Below are 18,578 nucleotides of genomic sequence, written 5' to 3' on the forward strand. Positions count from 1 at the left end.
TCACGGCACGCTCGAACGGGCCGGGTAGCAGCAAAACAAAAAATATTGAAGTTAAGCGATCTGCAGAACGCAGGGGCTTTCGAGTAGAGTGGTATAGACTATGAATGCGATTGATTTCGTCGTTCGCGGAAGTGCGGGCGGCATGCAGCGCGGTACAATATCCGCGGATGCAACCAACCAAGTGATTGTGGCCGGTGCTGGCCAAGAAATTTCCATTAATGCGCGTCAATCCGACTTTGCGAGCCAAGTGCGCTCGGGGGATCAGCTTGTTATTACGCTTGCTGATGGACGTACGATCACAATTGACAACTTTTTCAATGACAACGGCACGGCAAACCGCCTGTTCGTATCTGCGGATGGTTACCTCAATGAGGTAAGCTTTGTGGATTCCGGTCAGGGCAACTTGTACGCACAGTACGGTCCTACAGCTGAATGGGGCAAGTGGAGCCCGTCAGACGAGCTGATCTTTCTTGGGAATTCAGAATTAGCTGGTGTTCCATTGGCCACGGGTGATGAAGACGTCTCCATGCTTGGCGCCGCTCTTTTGGGTGGTACTGGTTTATTTGGTGGCGGCGCTGCAATCGCTGCTGGTGTTGGTGCCGCAGCTGTTGTTGCTGGTGTTGCTGGCGGCGGTGGTGATGATGATGGCAGCGGCCCTGCTACACCCTATGTAAATGATGACGACGCGAACGTCACCATTGGTGGTGATGACGGCGAAGAAGTTCTGACGATCACTGGTGGCGGTGAGCCGGGTGATACCGTGACTGTTACAGTTGGCGATGAGACCGTAGAAACGGTAATCGACGACGACGGTAACTTTGAAGCTGTGTTTGAGGGCGAAGATTTCCCTGAAGACGGTGTTTATGACTCCGAAGTGGTTTTCACGGATCCAACGGGCTCTACAACTGAGCTGGATGGTCCTTCTTTCGAGATCGATACAATCGCACCTGAAATCGTGTTTACCGAGGGTACAGAATCCACTGGTGACTTCTTTAATGAAGTTAGCTTTGTTGATGGTGTGTCTTTGTCCGGTACGGGCGAAGCGGGCGCGACGCTGGACGTCACGATCGCTGGTATTACACAGTCCACGGTAATCACCGAGGCTGGTACTTGGACCGTTACTTGGGATTCAGGCACGCTGGTTGCTGGTGAATACACGGCTCAAATCTCGGCTGTGACGACAGACACATTTGGTAACTCGCGCAGTTACACCGAAACACTGGTCGTAGATACGGTCACAACCGTTACTGTGGATACAACTACAGTTGGCGGCGATGGCACTATCAACGGTGTTGAGCACGCAGACGGCGTATCCTTTACAGGTACGGCGCAGGCTGGTTCCTCAGTGGAAGTGACAGTAGCGGGCGTAACGCAAACCGTTACAGCGACGCAATCTGGCACATGGTCCACCACATTCTCCTCCACCGATTTGGCGACAGGCGAATATACGGGCACAGTTTCAGTTGTATCAACTGATACATTTGGCAACACCGCCAGCACATCGGGCACTTTTGAGGTCGACACACTTGTGCGCGATTTCTCAATTACATCCAGCACCGGTGGTGCAGATGGCGTGATCAACGCAGCAGAAGCGGGCGAAGCGCTGACTGTAAGCGGCATGACCGAGCCAGGCTCAACTGTAACGGTTGAATTGGGCGGCGTGACGACAACTGCAGTTGTTTCTGCAAGCGGCAGCTGGACAGCAACATTTGCTGCGGGTTCCATCACGGCGGGTACATATACCTCCACGATGACCGCTACAGCGACAGACGCTGCTGGCAACGTTGATACTGCGACCACTTCTGTTCAGGTCGATACCGACGCGGGTGTGCTGACGATTGATAGCACGCCAGTTGAGGGTGACGATGTTGTAAACGAAGTCGAGGCCAGCGATGGTGTGGTTCTCACAGGTACTGCTGATGCAGGTGCTGTGGTGACCGTGACCATGGAAGGCGTAAGCCACAACGTGGTTGCAGACAGTTCGGGAAACTGGGAAGCATTCTTCTCAGCGAACGACGTGGCTGCAGGTGTCTATACTGCTGAAATCACCGCAACAACTACAGACGCTTATGGCAACAGCCGTGAAGCATCTGATAGCGTTGAAGTTGACACTCGTGTCGATAACCTGAGCGTCAATGTGGACGATATCGCAGTTGACAACATCATCAGTGCAGTCGAGCAAAACGGCGACGTAACGATTACTGGATCAACCGAGGTTGGTTCTACATCGGTTGTTGTGACGCTTGAGGGTCTTTCGGCAAATGCAGTGATTGATGCTGCTGGCAACTGGACAGCGGTATTTGATGGCACGCAACTGGAAACCGGTACGTACACTGCAGATGTTGGCGTAACAGCTACTGACGCTGCGGGTAACACCGCAACTGCATCTGCAACTGTTGATGTCGATACCGAAGTTGTTCCACTAGAAGTGACAACTAACTCTGCTGGTGCTGATGAGGTAGTGAATGCTGCCGAAGCGGCAACGGGCATTGATCTTGGTGGTTCTGTCGAAGCGGGTTCAACTGTTGAAGTTACCTTTGACGGCACAGCCTATACTGCAAACGTCGACGCGTCGGGCAATTGGTCTTTGACTGTACCTGCAGGCGAAGTGCGGAGTGGCGCTTATGCGGCTGACATCTCTGTCGAAGCAACTGACCACGTTGGCAACGTAGCTGTAATCACGGACACATTGTCCATCGATACAGCTGCACCAGAAGGCCCAGTCATCGCATCCTTCACCCGCGCTGGTGATGGTATCCGGGGCATCTCTATCGAGACCGTCATGGAAGATGGCTCGCCCGCTGGCGATGTTCAAAGCGTCTCTCAGGTTGCGGAAGATGGGTCCATTTCCGAGGTTGCAGGTCAGCAAGGCTTTAACACCCTGCGCGGTGAAACAGACTTTGTTTTCAACGAAAATGTTCCAAACGGTTCGCAGTTGATCGTGAGCTCAACAGATGACGCAGGCAACACGTCCGGGACCTATTTGGTACTGGATGATGAAGCGGCGACAAACTCTGTTGATCTGACGAACATGGCACTTGGTGATTACCAGATCGAAAACCTCGATCTGGACTTCGCCGAAGCGGCTAGCGTTGTTATCGATGAGGCAAGCCTGTTGGCACTGTCCACCGAAAGCAACACGCTGACCATCCACGGGTCTGCCGAGGATCAAGTGACCATTCAGGGCGGTGTTGCGCAAGGTACGCAGGACGTCGACGGCCAGACATACAATGTCTACGCAGTTGGTTCTGAGGGTACGTTGCTGATCGAACAGGAAATCCCTGTCACGATCTAAATGATCAAGACACAAAAACCGGATGCGGCGGGGCCAAACCACCGCCGCACCCGGCACACTAAAAATATGAATAAAATATAACAATATCGGCACGTTAAGGGCAGGATATGGGGCAGTGTAGGCGAAAGACGGCAGCGATGTGCGCAAGTGCGCTCGCGTTGGCGGGGTGTTTATCAGATGTAGGTGGCAATGCAGGCGCGCCGGATGTTGTGGCGATGCAAGCCACGGGGTCCAATACGGCGACTGTAAAACCGACCCACGCTGAAAAGATAAACGCGCAAAGTGATATCATTCAGGGGCTGCAGGCCCGCAAATCCGTGTTGCCGTCAGGTAGTGCGTATGGCCACGTCGCGACCGCAGTGTTGGCGGCACACTCGCGCAGTGCCGAAAGTGACCTGCGCGCAGCGCAACTTCGCGCACGCGCCGCATCAAAAAATTGGCTGCCTCAGATTGGCCCAAGCGTCAGTCTGGCGTCCCTCGGATCTATTGTTGCCAACTTGGTTGTTGAGCAGGTGATTTTTGACAACGGTCGCAAGAAGGGCGAACGCGAATTCGCCATTGCCGACGTTGAAGTTGCCGCCGTGGCACTGGCCACGGACACCAATGAGCGGGTCCGTACGGGGCTTGATCTGTATATCGATGCAGCCGAAGCACGCGAAATGCACGTTCTGGAAGGCCGGAACGCAAAAGATATCGGCCACTTTGAATGGATTATGCAGCAACGTGTTGAAGGCGGTGTCTCAGACAGTTCAGACCTCAATATTCTGCGCCAAAAACTACTTAAGATCCGAGCCCGCCAATCTGCCGCACTCGAAACCGCAACCACATCCATCTCTGAACTAAATGCGATGTCTGTTGGCGATTTAGGGGATGTGCGCGGGACGCCTGCATTACCCGTAAGTGCCGGATTAGCGCAGCCGCTTAGCGTTACCCAGTCCGAAGCAGAAAAGACCCGCGCCATCGCTGCTGCTAAGATTGACCGCGCTGGCCAACTGCCGGGCTTAAGCGCAGGCGGCACCATAGGTGAGGACAGCACATTCGGGCTTCAACTGAGCACCGACAGCCTTCTTGGGCTTGGAACGGGCGACAGGCTGAAAGCCATTGAGGCCACAAAAGAAGCTGCAGGCCGTCGTGTGGCCCAAGCGGTAGAAGACACTAACCGTCAACTGCGCAAGTACGAGGGCCAAATCGCGTCCAAAGAACGCCAAGCAGCGGAGGCCGCTGGCCTAACTGCACAGGCGAAACGGAACCTTGATCTGTTTCAGGCGCAGTACGATGGCGGTCAACGTCAGGTGATGGATGTTGTCGGCGTTTATGAGACCTACGCACTCCAGCAAGAATCTGAAGTTACTTTGAAATACGAAGCGATCCGTTTGCGCGTGGCCATGGCCGAGCTTTTGGGCGTTCTGGCGGATGGATCAGCAATATGAGCAAACCCTTTACTCTTACGATCGTGAACGGAAACTCTGCGCGGTTGCAACTGGACGACACAGTCGAGGTGCCAAAGGCGGATAACACCTCCAGCTTTGAGGACCGTCTTCGCGCACGGGGCGCGTTGATCGCAACATACGCCAGCGTATTGGGTATTGAGGTTTCGCAATCTGATTTGGCTGACGCACTGGCGCGGCGCCTGAAACCAGAAGCAAGCGAACAGGATGAGGCGCAAGTCATTGCAACATTGCTGCGCCGGAATGGCCTAAGTGCCGAGCTTTTGCGCAGCAAAACTCTGGACGAACAATCGTTTCCGGCATTGGTCTACATGACTTCAGGCCAGTTGTTGTTGGTGATGGGGCGCGACCGTGATGATCTGATTGTGTACGACGTGACGTGCCCGGACAACCGTGCGCAGGTCCCTGCCGCTGATTTTGTACCTTTCTTTTCTGGCCTGACGCTGCGTGCGCAAATGCAGATCGAAAAAGTCGCAGAGATTCACAAAACCGCAGAAAAACCAAAACATTGGTTCTGGGGACAGTTTGGCCGTTTCCGCCGTCAATTGGGCGAAGTCGCCCTTGGCTCGTTTGTGGCAAACCTGTTGGCTGTGGCCGTCGCGTTGTTTTCCTTGCAGGTTTATGACCGTGTTATTCCCCACCAATCCGAGGCAACGCTTTGGGTTCTGGCCGCGGGTGCCGCGCTTGCGTTATTGATGGAAGCCTTCATCAAAGTTGCACGCGCGCAACTGATGGATGGGGCAGGGCGCCAGATCGAGCTTTCGGTTCTAGAATTGTTGATGAACCGTATCCTTGGCATGCGCAGTGACAAACGCCCCCAAGCACCGTCTGATCTGTTTTCTTCCATGCGTGAATTTGGGTCGGTTCGAGAGTTCTTTACCGCGTCAACCATCGGCACCATTGCCGACATTCCGTTTATCTTTGTTTTCCTCGCACTGGTGGCGTCAATTGCGGGAAATGTTGTTTGGGTTTTGGTTTTTGGTGGCATCCTGATGGTTGTGCCTGGTTTCTTCATGCAAAAGCGGATGATCCGCCTGACGCAAGAGACCCAAGGTGCGACCGCAAAATCCTCACGGCTTTTGCACGAGGCAATCTTTGAACTTGATACGGTCAAGACCCAGCGCGGTGAAGACCGTGTTCAGCGGCTTTGGTCTGAGCTGACAACCTTGTCTGCTGTAAAATCCTCAGAGCAACGCAAGCTGGCGTCGGTTCTGACATTCTGGAGCCAAGGCGTTCAGCAAGCGACTTATGTGTCTGCTGTAATCATGGGGACCTATCTGGTGTTTGCCGGACAGTTCACCGTGGGTTCCATCATCGCGACGGGTATTTTGACATCTCGCACATTGGCACCGCTAACGCAGTTGGCTGGTACAATGGCGCGGTGGGGCAATGTGAAATCGGCGCTTGATGGGCTTGAGCACATTGCAAACTCGGAACAAGACGCAACCGAGGGGCGTCATTATATGCGTCGTGATCACCTTGCTGGCAATTTCGAACTGCGCGATGTGACCTTCCGCTACATTGAAGAGGGCGCACCAACACTGGACTTGCCAGGGATCAACATCCTAGCGGGACAACGTGTTGCGATCCTTGGGGCGAATGGCTCGGGTAAGTCTTCGCTGTTGAAGGTTTTGAGTGGCTTGTATGCTCCGACAACGGGACGTGTATTGATTGACGGCACCGAGATGACCCAGATCGAGCCGCGCGACCTGCGCCGGTTGGTTGGGTATCTGGGCCAAGACGTACGCCTGTTCTCGGGCACGCTGCGTGACAACCTGAACCTGACAATGCTGGAACGCGATGACGAACGCCTGATGGACTCGTTAGAGTTTGCAGGGCTGGGTGAGTTTGTACGCAATCACCCCAAAGGGTTGGATCTTGAGATCCTTGATGCGGGCGCAGGCCTGTCTATCGGGCAGCGCCAATCTATCGGGTGGGCACGTCTTTGGTTGCAAGACCCAAAAATATGTTTGCTTGATGAACCGACGGCTGCGTTGGACCAAAAGCTAGAGCAGGCACTTGTTGCGCGCCTTGAGAAATGGATGGCTGGCCGAACAGCCGTGATCGCAACCCACCGCGCGCCAATTCTATCGCTGACAACCCGCACAATCATTCTGAGCAACGGTCGGATGAGCATTGATGGCCCTCGTGATGAGGTCATGGCCCATTTAAAAACCGTTAAAGGAGATGCAGCATGAGTCATGCAATGGACGATCACATGGAAAAACAAATGCGCGGCCCTTCAATGGTTGTGTGGCTCAGTGCTGGCGCCGTTGTGGTGTTTGTGATCTGGGCGTTCTTTGCATGGGTTGATGAGATTGTGCGTGCCGAGGGATCAATGATCTCGAGCTCACGTCCGCAAATCATTCAAAACCTTGAGGGTGGTATCCTTGCTGAACTGGCCGTTGGTGAAGGTGACATCGTTGCAGCTGGCGATATTTTGGCACGGTTGCACAACACGCAATTCCAGTCCTCGGTTGATGATCTACAAGATCAAATCAGCGCCTTTGAAATTCGTCGTCTGCGCCTTGAGGCCGAAATTGACGGTGATTATACATTTGATGTGCCAAATGAATGGAGCAACCGCACGCCGGATATGTTGGTGTCAGAAGCGGCTTTGTTACAAGCGCGCCAATCTGACTATGTATCCTCTGTGGATGGTGCCAAGCGGGTATTGGTTGAGGCACAGCGCGAGCGTGACTTGATGAATGGTTTGCTGAAAAACAAGATCGTTTCGTTGATTGAAGCGACCCGTGCCCGCAAAGCCTTTGCGGATGCGCGGATCAAATATGATAGCGTTGTTACCAGCACGGAGTTGGACCGCGCGCAGGAATACTCAGACGTTCTAAGAGAACTGTCGACGTTGCGCCAAAACTTGAAGGCAAGCACTGACCAGTTGGATCGGACACTGCTGCGCAGCCCGATGCGGGGTATTGTGAATAACCTGAGCGTCACAACCATTGGCGGCGTTGTACGCCCCGGTGAAGAAATCCTTCAGATCATCCCATTGGACGAAGAACTGTTTGTTGAAGCGCGCGTAAAGCCGGAGGATATTGCAGGTGTGCGTCGTGGGCAGGCTGCTACTGTGAAATTGTCAGCGTATGATTATACAATTTACGGCACGCTAAAGGGCGAAGTGAAGCTGATCTCGGCTGATACGTTCAAGGATGACCGTGCGCGTGATCCTGATGGCGACCCGCATTATAAAGTCACGCTGGCCGTGGACACCGAGCATCTTACTGCGCGCCAATCCGAGTTGGAAATTCGCCCTGGTATGCAGGCAAGCGTTGAGCTGCACACAGGGTCAAAGACGGTCCTGCAATATCTGCTTAAACCGCTGTATAAATCCAAAGAAGCCTTCCGCGAGCCGTGATCTGAATGGGCGCTCACGCGCAAGACATGTTTTTAGTTGCACTAAATGCGGGCCATTGCGGTCCGCATTTTGCGTTTCACACTGTCGTACGCGGAGGCGTTAAGTCCCTGTGTCGAGCCAGAGTGTGACGGGCCCGTCGTTGGTAAGGGCTACGGACATATCTGCGCCAAACTGCCCCGTTTGGACAGGAATGTTTAGATCACGAAGGGCTGATGCAAATTGGAGGTTGAGGGTTTCAGCGATGTCAGGCTTTGCTGCACCGGAAAAACCGGGGCGATTTCCGCGAGATGTATCTGCTGCAAGGGTGAACTGGCTGACAACTAAAGCCGAACCGCCGGTTTGTATGACGCTGAGGTTCATCTTATCCGCGTCATCTTTGAAGAGGCGCAGCTTTGATATTTTCAAAGCGAGTTGTTTTGCGGTGTCATAGTCATCATCTGGCATTGCACAGACGAGAATGAGCAGGCCTGCGTTTATTTGCCCGATGGTTTCACCGCTCACGGTGACGCTTGCGTCTGTGACGCGCTGGATGAGTGCCCTCATGTGTCATGCCAGCCGATGATCTGCTCAGGCTCTGCGCGTTCCGTTCTAAAGCTGTTGGCAGGGGCGTCAGGATCAGCATAACCCAGCGAGATTGCGCATAGGATTAGGCGATCGTCCGCGATGCCTAGGTGCTCTTTCAGGAGCGGCGCGTAGGCGGCAATCGCCGCTTGAGGGATTGTAGCCACCCCAAGGGCGGTAGCGGCTAATGTAAAGGCAGTGACAAAGCCGCCAGTATCCATTGCGCCGTACGGTCCAAGCTCGGCAGGGGAGTGGATGATTGCAACGTGTGGGGCGTCAAAGAACGTGTAGTTGCGTAGCATTTGTGCAGCGCGGCCCGCGCGGTTTGATTTGTCGATGCCGACGGCGTCATACAGTTGAAAACCGCAGGTGCGGCGGCGCTCGGAATAATGACCAGTGTATTTTGTTGGCCAATCAAGGTCAGGCGTTGGGGGCGTTCCGGCTTGGGCTGTTTGCATCAGCTTGTCGCGCAACCGATCGGTGGCAGCACCGCGTGTGATCTCGACCTGCCAAGGTTGGGCGTTGCACCAAGACGGCACAAGGCGTGCGACCTCTACAATGCGGGTGAGGTCTGCATCTGGAACAGTATCCGGTAGAAACGCGCGACATGAATAGCGGTCTGTTAGGATCTGTGAGAGCGTATCAATTGCAGTCATGTCTTATCCGTTCTGTGCATAGAGGTAGCCAATGATCCCAGCGATGATTAACCCCGCAACGATGGCAATGGTGATCTTAATCGCTGAGTAGGGGCGCTCGCCCTGTACACGCCCTGTGCGGCCGTTCACGACAAAGCGGTAGGTTTTGCCGCGGTATTTGTAGGCGGCCAACCAGACGGGCAGTAGGATGTGTTTGAATGTCATGGCGCTAAGGTCAACATCCATGGAGTGGATACGCTGGCGGTCCCCCCCAATGTCAAATTTGATATCACGGCGGATCATGGCGTCCATCTTTGCGCGCGCTTCTTCAAACCCTTCATCAAGGGCCACTGTGTATCCTTCAGCGCGAAAGCCCGCGAGGTATTCAGGGGCATAAGGCTCAAGCGCGGCCAAATCCCAAGGTTCCAGCGCATCGGTAAAACGTTTGGGCAATGAGTTTGATCCCAACACCAGCACGTCATCAAAGAAGCGCGCAACCCGTCCTGATGCGCTATGCCAGCGGACCTTGGCCACGCGGACTTGCTGGCGTTTACCATCGCGCATGACAGTGCGTGTTTCGTAATATACTGTGCCGCGTTCACCAGAATAGCGCGTGTTAGATTGCGCATCATAAGTCCAGTAAGGGACATAGATGCCGTTCATCTGACGTCCCTTACGGGCATAAGCCTGCAAGCCGTTGGGCGCGAACCACAGGCCCCCCAACCAGTCTTTCATAGCATCGCGTGCCGTTTCTTCGGCCAGTGCAAAGGGCAGTACCGCGCGCGGTTTGATGTGGCGGTGAAGGCCTGTATCCACAACCACAGGCGTGGCGCAAAACGGACATTCGGCAGCTTGGCTGTTTGCGTCAAATTCGACCTGCGCCGCGCAATTGGGGCATTGGCTAACGCGGGTTTCTTCCATCTCGGCGGTATCAAGCGACTGTGAAAGGCCTTGGTTAAGGTCCAACTCAGCGATCGCGCGGTTCTGTGTCCAGACAGTCCCAATTTGTTGGATGTTGCCGCAGTGATCGCATTTCAACTCACTACTTTGCGGATCATAGCGCAGGTCGCTGCCACAAGTATCACAGGGAAAGCGGTGCTCTTGCAGGACTGTGTCTGGGTCGATGTCGGACAAGGGCTGACCTTTTGAACTGGAGGGATCGCGGCCAATGTTTTGCAGCGCCTGTTGATGTCAGCCTGACACCGTCGGGCATCAGGCTAAACGTTTGTGTTTATCCAGCTGGTGGTGGGGGCGGTGGCATGACTGTGAACAGCTGCGCCAGCTCCATCACGTCTTCGGCGGGCTTCCAGCCGTCTTGGCCCGGAGTCCAAACAAAGCTGCTCCGTTTTAGGGACCCTTCAGTCACCATGCGGCCCATCTTTGCCTTGGAATAGGGGCCAGTTGTCTCGCCGCCCTCTGCAATGTGCCAAACATGTTCAACAGGTGGTGGAGGTGGCGCGATTGGCGCGGCCTTAGCGGCTGGCTGTGCACCCCATGGCCCGCCAGCGGCTGCTTGTGCTCCGATTTGCATGCCAAGGCCAGCACCCATGCCTGCCTGAATGGCCGCAGCACCAGCACCGTCACGGCCCAATGCTTCGGCAGCTTGGAACTGCATGTATTCGTTTAGGTTCCCGATCACACCCATTGATGAGCGTTTATCCATAACCTCTTCGACTGCTTTGGGCAGTGAGATGTTTTCGATATAAAGTTCGGGGATGGCCAGACCGTATTCGGCTAGTTGTGCTGCGATCTCTCCACTCACTAGCTTGCCCAACTCGCGGGTGTTGGCAGCCATATCAAGAACAGGGATTTGTGCCCGCGCAATTGTACGCGAGAATTCCTGAACAATGATGTTGCGGATCTGGAAGCTGATCTCATCCATGGTGAATTCGCCGTCAGTGCCAACGATTTCGCGCAGGAACAGTGCCGGATCAACTACACGGACTGAGTATGTGCCAAAGGCGCGCAGACGTACGGGGCCAAACTCAGGATCGCGCACGATAATTGGGTTTTTGGTGCCCCATTTGAGATCGCTAAACCGCGTTGTGTTGACGTAATAGATCTCGGATTTGAACGGAGACTTAAAGCCGTGATCCCAATGCTGCAGCGTCGTCATGATCGGTAGGTTATTTGTCTCAAGCATATAGAGACCGGGCGTAAACACATCGGCCAGTTGGCCTTCGTGGATGAATACGGCTGCTTGGCCTTCGCGCACAGTCAGCTTGGCACCGTATTTGATCTCATGTGCTTCGCGTTCAAAGCGCCAAACCAGCGTGTCGCGTGTGTCGTCGGTCCAATGGATGACGTCGATGAATTCACCGGAGAGAAAATCGAAAATGCCCATGGAGTATCCTTCAGGGTTGTTTGTCTTGTCGTTTATGCGTCTGTCCGCAGCTTATCAAGAAACGGCACACAATAGGACGGTCAGAGTTTCCTGCCATCAATCATACTGGCCCGCTGGTGGTGAGTTCTGATGCTATTTTTTGTACGGTTGGGCGCGCCTGTTCTGCATTCATACCTATCCGCAGGCGTGGATCATACAGCATCTCAAGCAGCAACTCGTCATGGCGTGTGAGCAGTGCAAATTCATCATCATCGTTAAAGATGGAAGGGCGCGCATTTGGGCTGTCATTGGCGAGGCCCATCCCTTGTGCAAGTTCTTCGTGGATGCACGACAGCCTAAGCAGGCTGGGATTTTCAGCACGGATAACCGCCAGTGCTGCTGTATACGTATTTGCGCCACTGCCAGATGCATACGCAGCCACCACGCAATAGGTGTCACGTGGCAGATTGTTCAGCGGCGTAAGGCTGGCTGTTGTTATCCCGGGAACCCGTGCGGCAGCGGTAGCCAACGTTTCTGCGCGGTCATCTTCCCCTGCGATAACGACGATAAAATTTGCATTCTTGCTCATGCTGACCGGATGACCGGTGACGCGGCCTAATCGCGCGGCATAATTGCGTACATTTTTTGCGTCGCCAGCACGCTGGGACGGCGGAACACTATCCCCAAATATGATGTCCATGCGAACGGGAGCAGCCCAACGGCGCAACGGGCTTGGGCCTCCACGGTTAGAGAAACTACCGTCGTACTCGTTATAAAATGCGATTTGTTCAAAGTTGCGGGCAAGCATTGTGTTGGTAAACGGCGTGTCAATGCCGCCGCCATCACGGCGCAACAATCCTTGGCTCAGCTGTGCGCCTTGCACCTGATTGAGATAACTGCGCAGCGACGCGCTGGCCTCTGATGTGGGGCGCGCAACCCTTGGCGGGGCTGGTGCGTTGGGCTTGGTCGAAATGTTAGGGCGCGCCACTGGTGTCTTCACGGTGCCAACCGGAGAAGAAAAATCCATACACGCAGAAAGTCCCAGAGCAATCAGCCCCAGACTTATTACGAGAATTTTACGCGCCCTATTCATGCTCAGCTAGAAACCGTATCGCCTAGACCAGTCTTGGTGGCCTTGGCAGAAGCAAGCGTATCGCGCAGCTTGGCTTCCATTTCTTTGAGCTCTTTCTCGGCAGAGGCACGCTTTGCCTTGCCTTCGTCCGCGATCTGCAGGCTTTCCTCGATGGTGCCGATAAGATGTGCGTTGGCTTCCTTGACGGCCTCGATGTCAAACACACCGCGTTCCATTTCTTCGCGGATGATTTTGTTGCTTGAACGCAGGTTCTTGGCGTTTGAGGTCAACAATTCGTTGGTCAGATCGTTGGCTGCGCGCACGGCAACGGCGGCCTCGGCAGAGCGTTGGATCGTTACGGCCTGTGCCAGCTGCGTTTCCCACAGCGGAACGGTGTTCACGAGCGTCGAGTTGATCTTGGTCACAAGGCTTTTGTCGTTTTCCTGAACCAAACGAATGGACGGCAGCGACTGCATAGTCACCTGACGCGTGAGTTTCAGATCATGCACGCGGCGTTCAAGGTCATCACGGGCTGCGCGCAGATCGCGCAGTTCCTGTGCTACCATCACCTGATCGTTTTCTGCCGCAGCTTGCACATCGGCTTCTTTGGCAGGGATCACCGTTGCATCAAGTTCAGCAATTTTTGCCGTACCTGCTGCAATATACAGCGCCAGCTCATCGTAGAACTGCAGTGTTTTTTCATACAACATGTCGAGGGATTTGATGTCTTTAAGCAGCGTGTGCTCATGGCTCAGCAGGTTATCGGTGATCTTGTCGATCTGGCCTTGGACTTTTTCGAATTTCGCGGTGAATTTGGCGAAAGGTGCTGCGCGACCAATTAGCTTTTCCCACCAGCTGCGGCTGCGGCGCACGTCAAGTTCGGAAACAGAGAACCCGCGGATTGCGGTGACCATCCCGCGCAGGCTGTCGCCAGCTGGGCCCACATCTTTGTTGCGCACGTCTTGCAACATCGCCTGCGAGATTTCCTGCAATTCAGCCTGAGCAGCAGAGCCAAAACTGATGATCGACTGCGTGTCGTCCATGTCCAGCTCATCCATGCGCGAGCGGATTTCAGCGCTTTGCGGTGCATCTGCCTGCTCCAGTGTGATGACGTCGTTGGCTTGGGTTGGTTCTGGCAGGATCACTGCGGTCACTTCCTCAACCATTGCGAGGGATTGTGCAGCTTTTTCACGGACGGTCTCAGACATATTTTGTTCCTTGTTAATGTGGAGTGCAGGAGGTCAATCCAGACGCACACCTTCACGCGACAGCCGCTCACGCAGCACGTCAATTTCTACATTCAGATCGCCACGGTCTTCGAGTAGCGATTTACGGTTACGCGCAGCAAAGTTCTTCTCGAGGTCATCAAGAAGCGCCAGATAATCAGTTCGGGCTTGTGTGTCTTGGGTGCGGGCATAGATATCCGCGAACTTGGCCGTCGCATCGCGCGCGCCCTTTAAATAGACGCCCAGATACTTGCGCGCGGCGGTTAGGTCGCGTGGGTCTTCTTCGACGGTACGGATCAGCTCCCGGGCGGTGTCGCCGAAATCTTCCAGACGGGCGGCAGTTTGGCGGTCATTGGCGCGCAGGATTGTCTCGCGCATGGTCTCAAGATGCTTTTCCGCTTCATCAACCACTCGTGCAACGCGGTCTTGTTGGAAGGTATCGATGCCATCCATGCCTTTGTTGCGCATAGGGTCCAACCCAAAGGCCGCGATGTGCAGACCTGTTGCGATCACACCGTAGATAATGGGCGATAGGATATCGAAACCATTCAGATGCGCGATCACCGCGAGTGCAGTGCCAACGCCGCTTAGGCCCGCTGCAAGTATCTTGCGTGGCAGGGCAGGGCGGCGTGCCACTTTGCGCTCGTTGTAGGCGACTTCGGCCCGCAACCCACTGCGCAGCAACCACGCCGCAAGGGTGAGGGACAGCGCGCCAAGCATCGCAGTGAGTAAGGTTACAGCGCCTCCGCCAAAGCTGGTCGCGACCAGCACGATGGCAGGAATGAACAAAACATTGGCACGCCCGCCTACCGGATCAACGTCGATCCGGCGCTTCCGTTTAGCGCCTTGCGTGCTTGGGGCGGTTGTTTCGCCATCAGGGCTGAACTTGCCGCCATACCGTTTTGCCATTCTATAGCCCCCCGATCCAACCAGAGCTGACACCGAAGAGTAACACAATCAGTGCGATATAGGCCGTTTTTTGCAGTGCTCTAGGTCCCATGGGCCCCTCGTAATTCTAATGTGTCGTATGGCGTAATAACAAATAGCATAAGCAGCCAGCGTAACGGTTTCTAGTGCCGCTGGCCTGTCCGCCGCTCTGCGTTAAGCTTGCGGGTATAGCCAGATTGAATGACTTCAACCGCAACAAGGACCAAGACGCTGAAATAGAACGTGGTTTTGGACATTGGAATGACTTCGTAACCGAAGAAACGCAAAGCCAGCTCAGGATCATGCATGGCATGAGAGGCGGCTTGACCCGCTTCGCCCAGCAAAACGATACCAACGATCAACAGGATAAACAGGCCCAGCACTTCGTACATGCGGTTCTTTTCCAGAAACTGGGTAACCCGTTCGGCCAACAGCAACATTGCAATGCCAGACAAGATGATCGCGGTTGCGAGGATCTCGAACACATCTGTAATCGCCAAGGCCGACAGAACCGAATCAAACGAAAAGATAAGGTTCATCAAAACGATCATCGCGACAACTTTTGCGGCTGATTTACCAGATTTATTGCTCAGGTCGGCATCCAGATGCTCAACTGCGAGCATGTGACCGATTTCCTTGACGGCGGTGTACATGATGAAAATACCGCCAATAATGAACACCAGCGTGGCAAAGTTCACACCACCTGTCAGCACACCTTCCCAGTTAAGGATGAAGAATGGTTCGGCCATGGCGTCGATTAACCGGATCATAACAAACAGTAAAACCACTCGCAGGGCCACGGCTAGGAGGATCCCCCATTTGCGTACTGCGGCCTGTTGGGCCACCGGCGCGCGTTGGCTCTCGATTGAGATGTACAGCAGGTTATCAAACCCCAACACGGCTTGCAAAAAGCACAACATGATGAGGTTGCCCAAGTTTTCGAAAGTCAGCAGATCGGCCATGGAGGTTCCTTCGGATCAATAAATTTCTGCATTTATAATGCTTCTTTAACCCAGTGGGGTGACGATGTGAATTGAACCACACGGGGAAAGCATGGGGAAAAGACCCTACACGCGTGTTCGTTAAGAGTATTTGATAGTTTTAGGGGCTTGTGTGCGTGGAGAGATCAAAAGATGCAACAAAGACTACTTGTAGAAAAACGTAAGCCTGTAAGGATAAAAAGTGCATCCTCCAAGCACCGTAAGCGCTTGGGAATCATGGTTGTTGCCATCGGCGCTGTATTAACAGTCACCGCGTTGGTGCGCACGTAATCTGATCGCTTTAGCGTTTGCGAGGGGTCTTTGGACCTGTCGGCGCGCGCGCTTTGGACGCTGAGCTGCTGAACGTGCGGGGTTTGGAGGCTGCGCTGCTGAATGTGCGCGGTTTGGCTGCAGGTCCGCTATTAGATGCAGTTCCGCTATGCCTTGCTGGTCCACTTGATGTGCGCGGTTTGCCAGTGCCATCTGCACGACGTGCTGCGTCGCGCGCTGCTTTGTCTGGGCGGCCTTGCTTGAACGATTTGCTGCGCTTTGGTTGGTTTTCTTCCAGTTTTTCCAGTTCTTCACGGGTCTTTGGACGCCCTGGCTTGCCGGGGCCGTCGAAATCACCCTTATGCGCCACGCGACGCTTAAAGCGGGGCTTTACCTGAGTGGGGGCCTCAGGAGCCGCACCCAGCATCTTTTCAGCATCAGGACCTAACTGATCGCGCAACACTTTGCGGCGGACTTCTTCTACTTCACCTTGGCGCAGCTCGCCCAATCGAAATGGGCCATAGCTGACACGGATCAAGCGGTTCACACTGAGGCCGATTTCATCCATCGCGCGGCGAATTTCACGATTTTTGCCTTCGCGCAGACCAACAGTGAGCCACGCGTTTGCGCCTTGCTGGCGGTCCAGAACAACTTCCATTGGCTGGAACGGTTCGCCATCAGCGATGATCCCTTTGCGCAACGGTTCCAGTTCTTCATCCGTGGGACGGCCATTTACGCGGACACGGTAGCGGCGCAACCATCCAGTTGAAGGCAATTCCAAATGGCGTTTGATGCCACCATCATTGGTCAGCAGCAGCAAACCTTCTGAGTTGATATCAAGACGTCCAATGCTCATCACGCGCGGCAAATCTACCGGCATGGTGTCATAGATGGTCTTACGCCCCTTTTCATCGTTGTCGCTGGTCACCAAGCCTGTAGGCTTGTTGTACAGCCACATGCGCGCAGGCTCGGCAGGGCCGACAGGCTTGCCATCAACCGTGATACGATCTGCATCAGTCACGTTCAGCGCGGGCGACGAAATAATCGCGCCGTTGACCGTCACGCGGCCTGCTTCGATCATCCGCTCGGCTTCCCTGCGGCTGGCGATGCCAGCACGAGAGAGGATTTTTGCGATGCGGTCGCCTTCGGGCGAGGAGGATGGGGTATCATTCATAAGCTGAGCCATACCTCAAGCGTGCCTCTTGCGAAAGAGACGGTTTTTACCGCATCAAGGGGCATGGCATTTAGATCGTTTATGCAAGCAGCACTAGAAGAAGCCCGCGCAGCCGCTGCGCGCGGCGAAGTTCCTGTGGGGGCTGTAGTGGTTTCACCAGAGGGCAAAGCGATTGCAAGTGCGGGCAATCGCACCCGTGAAAACAATGACCCATCTGCCCATGCTGAAATGTTGGCGATTCGCGCGGCCTGTACCCATTTAGGGACTGAACGCCTTATTGGATGCGCGCTGTATGTGACATTAGAGCCTTGTGCGATGTGTGCAGGGGCCATCACCAATGCACGGATAGATCGGCTGTATTATGGTGCGTCTGATCCAAAATCCGGCGGCGTGGCGCAGGGCGCGCGGGTGTTTTCCCATCCGCAATGCCATCATGTGCCTGAAATATTTGATGGAATCGCCGAAAGCGCATCCGCACAATTGCTGCGCGACTTCTTTGCGCAAAGGCGCGGCCAGTAGATAGCAAGTAGCTAACGTTCGGCCGCGCCTTTGCTGTCTCGACTATAGCGAGATGGCCTCAAGCACTTGGGGTTCGATCACGGACGTACCCGGCAGAACACCTTTGGCCAGCGCTTCGGCGGATTGCTCAAGGGCTGGCATGGTGCGGTAGTGGCAGGGTATGATGACCTTGAAGTCAAAATAGGTCCGTGCCGCATAAGCGGCCATATCCATGTCCATCGTGTAATACCCACCCGCCGACAGGATGCCGACGTTGGGTTTGAAATAATCACCGATCCACGCCATGTCAGCCATCAGTCCTGTGTCACCCGAAACATAGATACAGTGGCCTTCGCCGCGAATGATGAACCCTGATTCTGACCCCATGTAGGGGCGCGCGCCACTTACATCGGCTGAGGAGGAGTGCGAGGCAGGCACAAGACAAGCTGTCGCGCTCTCGCCCAAAGGAATCGTGCCGCCCATATTAAATATATGGCCTTCAACAGCACCTTGGGTGTGGAGGTATTGCGCAAGCTCATACATCCCCGACACTGGCGCACCTGTATCTTTGGAAATTTGCACAACATCAGCGATGTGATCAAAATGACCATGGGTCACCAGAATATGTGTGGCACCGGCAATGGCGGGCTGGTGCTGTTCTTTGTTCAGCATGGGGTTCCCAGTGAGCCATGGGTCCACCAAAATAACCTGATCTTCAATTTCGATGCGAAATGATCCGTGTCCGAGCCAGATGATATTCATGTTATTTCTCCTGCTGATTGCGAAATCCAATCTT

Annotated in this window: 15 protein-coding genes; 5 read left to right on the top strand and 10 right to left on the bottom strand. The window is 54.5% G+C overall.

The window, feature by feature from the left end; genetic code table 11:
- Positions 1 to 100: 100 nt before the first annotated feature.
- From V7775_RS06695 to V7775_RS06710, 4 genes are all read left to right on the top strand, one after another.
- Positions 101 to 3,295: an Ig-like domain-containing protein gene (locus V7775_RS06695; protein WP_335751112.1), complete on the top strand. Its 3,195-nt coding sequence runs from the start codon at positions 101 to 103 to the stop codon at positions 3,293 to 3,295.
- 137 nt (positions 3,296 to 3,432) lie between these two features.
- Positions 3,433 to 4,725, top strand: a complete 1,293-nt coding sequence (locus V7775_RS06700; protein ID WP_335751113.1) for a TolC family protein — start codon at positions 3,433 to 3,435, stop codon at positions 4,723 to 4,725.
- Positions 4,722 to 6,941: an ATP-binding cassette domain-containing protein gene (locus V7775_RS06705; protein WP_335751114.1), complete on the top strand. Its 2,220-nt coding sequence runs from the start codon at positions 4,722 to 4,724 to the stop codon at positions 6,939 to 6,941. The genes V7775_RS06700 and V7775_RS06705 overlap by 4 nt, the downstream gene beginning before the upstream one ends.
- Positions 6,938 to 8,116, top strand: coding sequence for an HlyD family type I secretion periplasmic adaptor subunit (locus V7775_RS06710; protein WP_335751115.1), 1,179 nt, complete (start codon positions 6,938 to 6,940; stop codon positions 8,114 to 8,116). Before V7775_RS06705 ends, V7775_RS06710 begins: the two co-directional genes overlap by 4 nt.
- A gap of 99 nt (positions 8,117 to 8,215) precedes the next feature.
- On the opposite strand, the gene dtd is transcribed toward V7775_RS06710, so the two are convergent.
- The 9 genes from dtd to V7775_RS06755 form a co-directional block, all read right to left on the bottom strand.
- Positions 8,216 to 8,659 carry a D-aminoacyl-tRNA deacylase gene (gene dtd / locus V7775_RS06715; protein WP_335751116.1) on the bottom strand — a complete coding sequence of 148 codons (444 nt, stop codon included), beginning with the start codon at positions 8,657 to 8,659 and terminating at the stop codon, positions 8,216 to 8,218.
- Positions 8,656 to 9,333 carry a nitroreductase gene (locus tag V7775_RS06720; RefSeq protein WP_335751117.1) on the bottom strand — a complete coding sequence of 226 codons (678 nt, stop codon included), beginning with the start codon at positions 9,331 to 9,333 and terminating at the stop codon, positions 8,656 to 8,658. Before V7775_RS06720 ends, dtd begins: the two co-directional genes overlap by 4 nt.
- A gap of 3 nt (positions 9,334 to 9,336) precedes the next feature.
- Positions 9,337 to 10,446 carry a primosomal protein N' (replication factor Y) - superfamily II helicase gene (locus tag V7775_RS06725; RefSeq protein WP_443070097.1) on the bottom strand — a complete coding sequence of 370 codons (1,110 nt, stop codon included), beginning with the start codon at positions 10,444 to 10,446 and terminating at the stop codon, positions 9,337 to 9,339.
- Between the two features lie 97 nt (positions 10,447 to 10,543).
- Positions 10,544 to 11,656, bottom strand: a complete 1,113-nt coding sequence (locus V7775_RS06730) for an SPFH domain-containing protein (protein WP_335751118.1) — start codon at positions 11,654 to 11,656, stop codon at positions 10,544 to 10,546.
- 100 nt (positions 11,657 to 11,756) lie between these two features.
- Positions 11,757 to 12,662, bottom strand: a complete 906-nt coding sequence (locus V7775_RS06735; protein WP_335751119.1) for a DUF2927 domain-containing protein — start codon at positions 12,660 to 12,662, stop codon at positions 11,757 to 11,759.
- A gap of 68 nt (positions 12,663 to 12,730) precedes the next feature.
- On the bottom strand, positions 12,731 to 13,915 hold the full coding sequence (locus V7775_RS06740; protein WP_335751120.1) for a toxic anion resistance protein: 1,185 nt from the start codon (positions 13,913 to 13,915) through the stop codon (positions 12,731 to 12,733).
- Between the two features lie 33 nt (positions 13,916 to 13,948).
- A complete protein-coding gene (locus V7775_RS06745) occupies positions 13,949 to 14,842 on the bottom strand; it encodes a 5-bromo-4-chloroindolyl phosphate hydrolysis family protein (RefSeq protein ID WP_335751121.1) in 894 nt (297 codons plus the stop codon).
- Positions 14,843 to 15,003: 161 nt separating this feature from the next.
- Complete coding sequence (locus V7775_RS06750) at positions 15,004 to 15,822, bottom strand: TerC family protein (protein WP_335751122.1); 819 nt, start codon at positions 15,820 to 15,822, stop codon at positions 15,004 to 15,006.
- Between the two features lie 319 nt (positions 15,823 to 16,141).
- Complete coding sequence (locus V7775_RS06755; RefSeq protein WP_335751123.1) at positions 16,142 to 17,284, bottom strand: pseudouridine synthase; 1,143 nt, start codon at positions 17,282 to 17,284, stop codon at positions 16,142 to 16,144.
- Between the two features lie 63 nt (positions 17,285 to 17,347).
- On the opposite strand from V7775_RS06755, the gene V7775_RS06760 reads away from it, so the two are divergent.
- The gene (locus V7775_RS06760) at positions 17,348 to 17,803 is read left to right on the top strand and encodes a nucleoside deaminase (RefSeq protein ID WP_335751124.1); all 456 of its coding nucleotides are present in this window, start codon (positions 17,348 to 17,350) and stop codon (positions 17,801 to 17,803) included.
- Between the two features lie 42 nt (positions 17,804 to 17,845).
- On the opposite strand, the gene V7775_RS06765 is transcribed toward V7775_RS06760, so the two are convergent.
- Complete coding sequence (locus V7775_RS06765) at positions 17,846 to 18,544, bottom strand: metal-dependent hydrolase (protein WP_335751125.1); 699 nt, start codon at positions 18,542 to 18,544, stop codon at positions 17,846 to 17,848.
- Positions 18,545 to 18,578: the final 34 nt, after the last annotated feature.

It is taken from the genome of Sulfitobacter sp. (assembly GCF_036960155.1).
GTDB lineage: Bacteria > Pseudomonadota > Alphaproteobacteria > Rhodobacterales > Rhodobacteraceae > Sulfitobacter.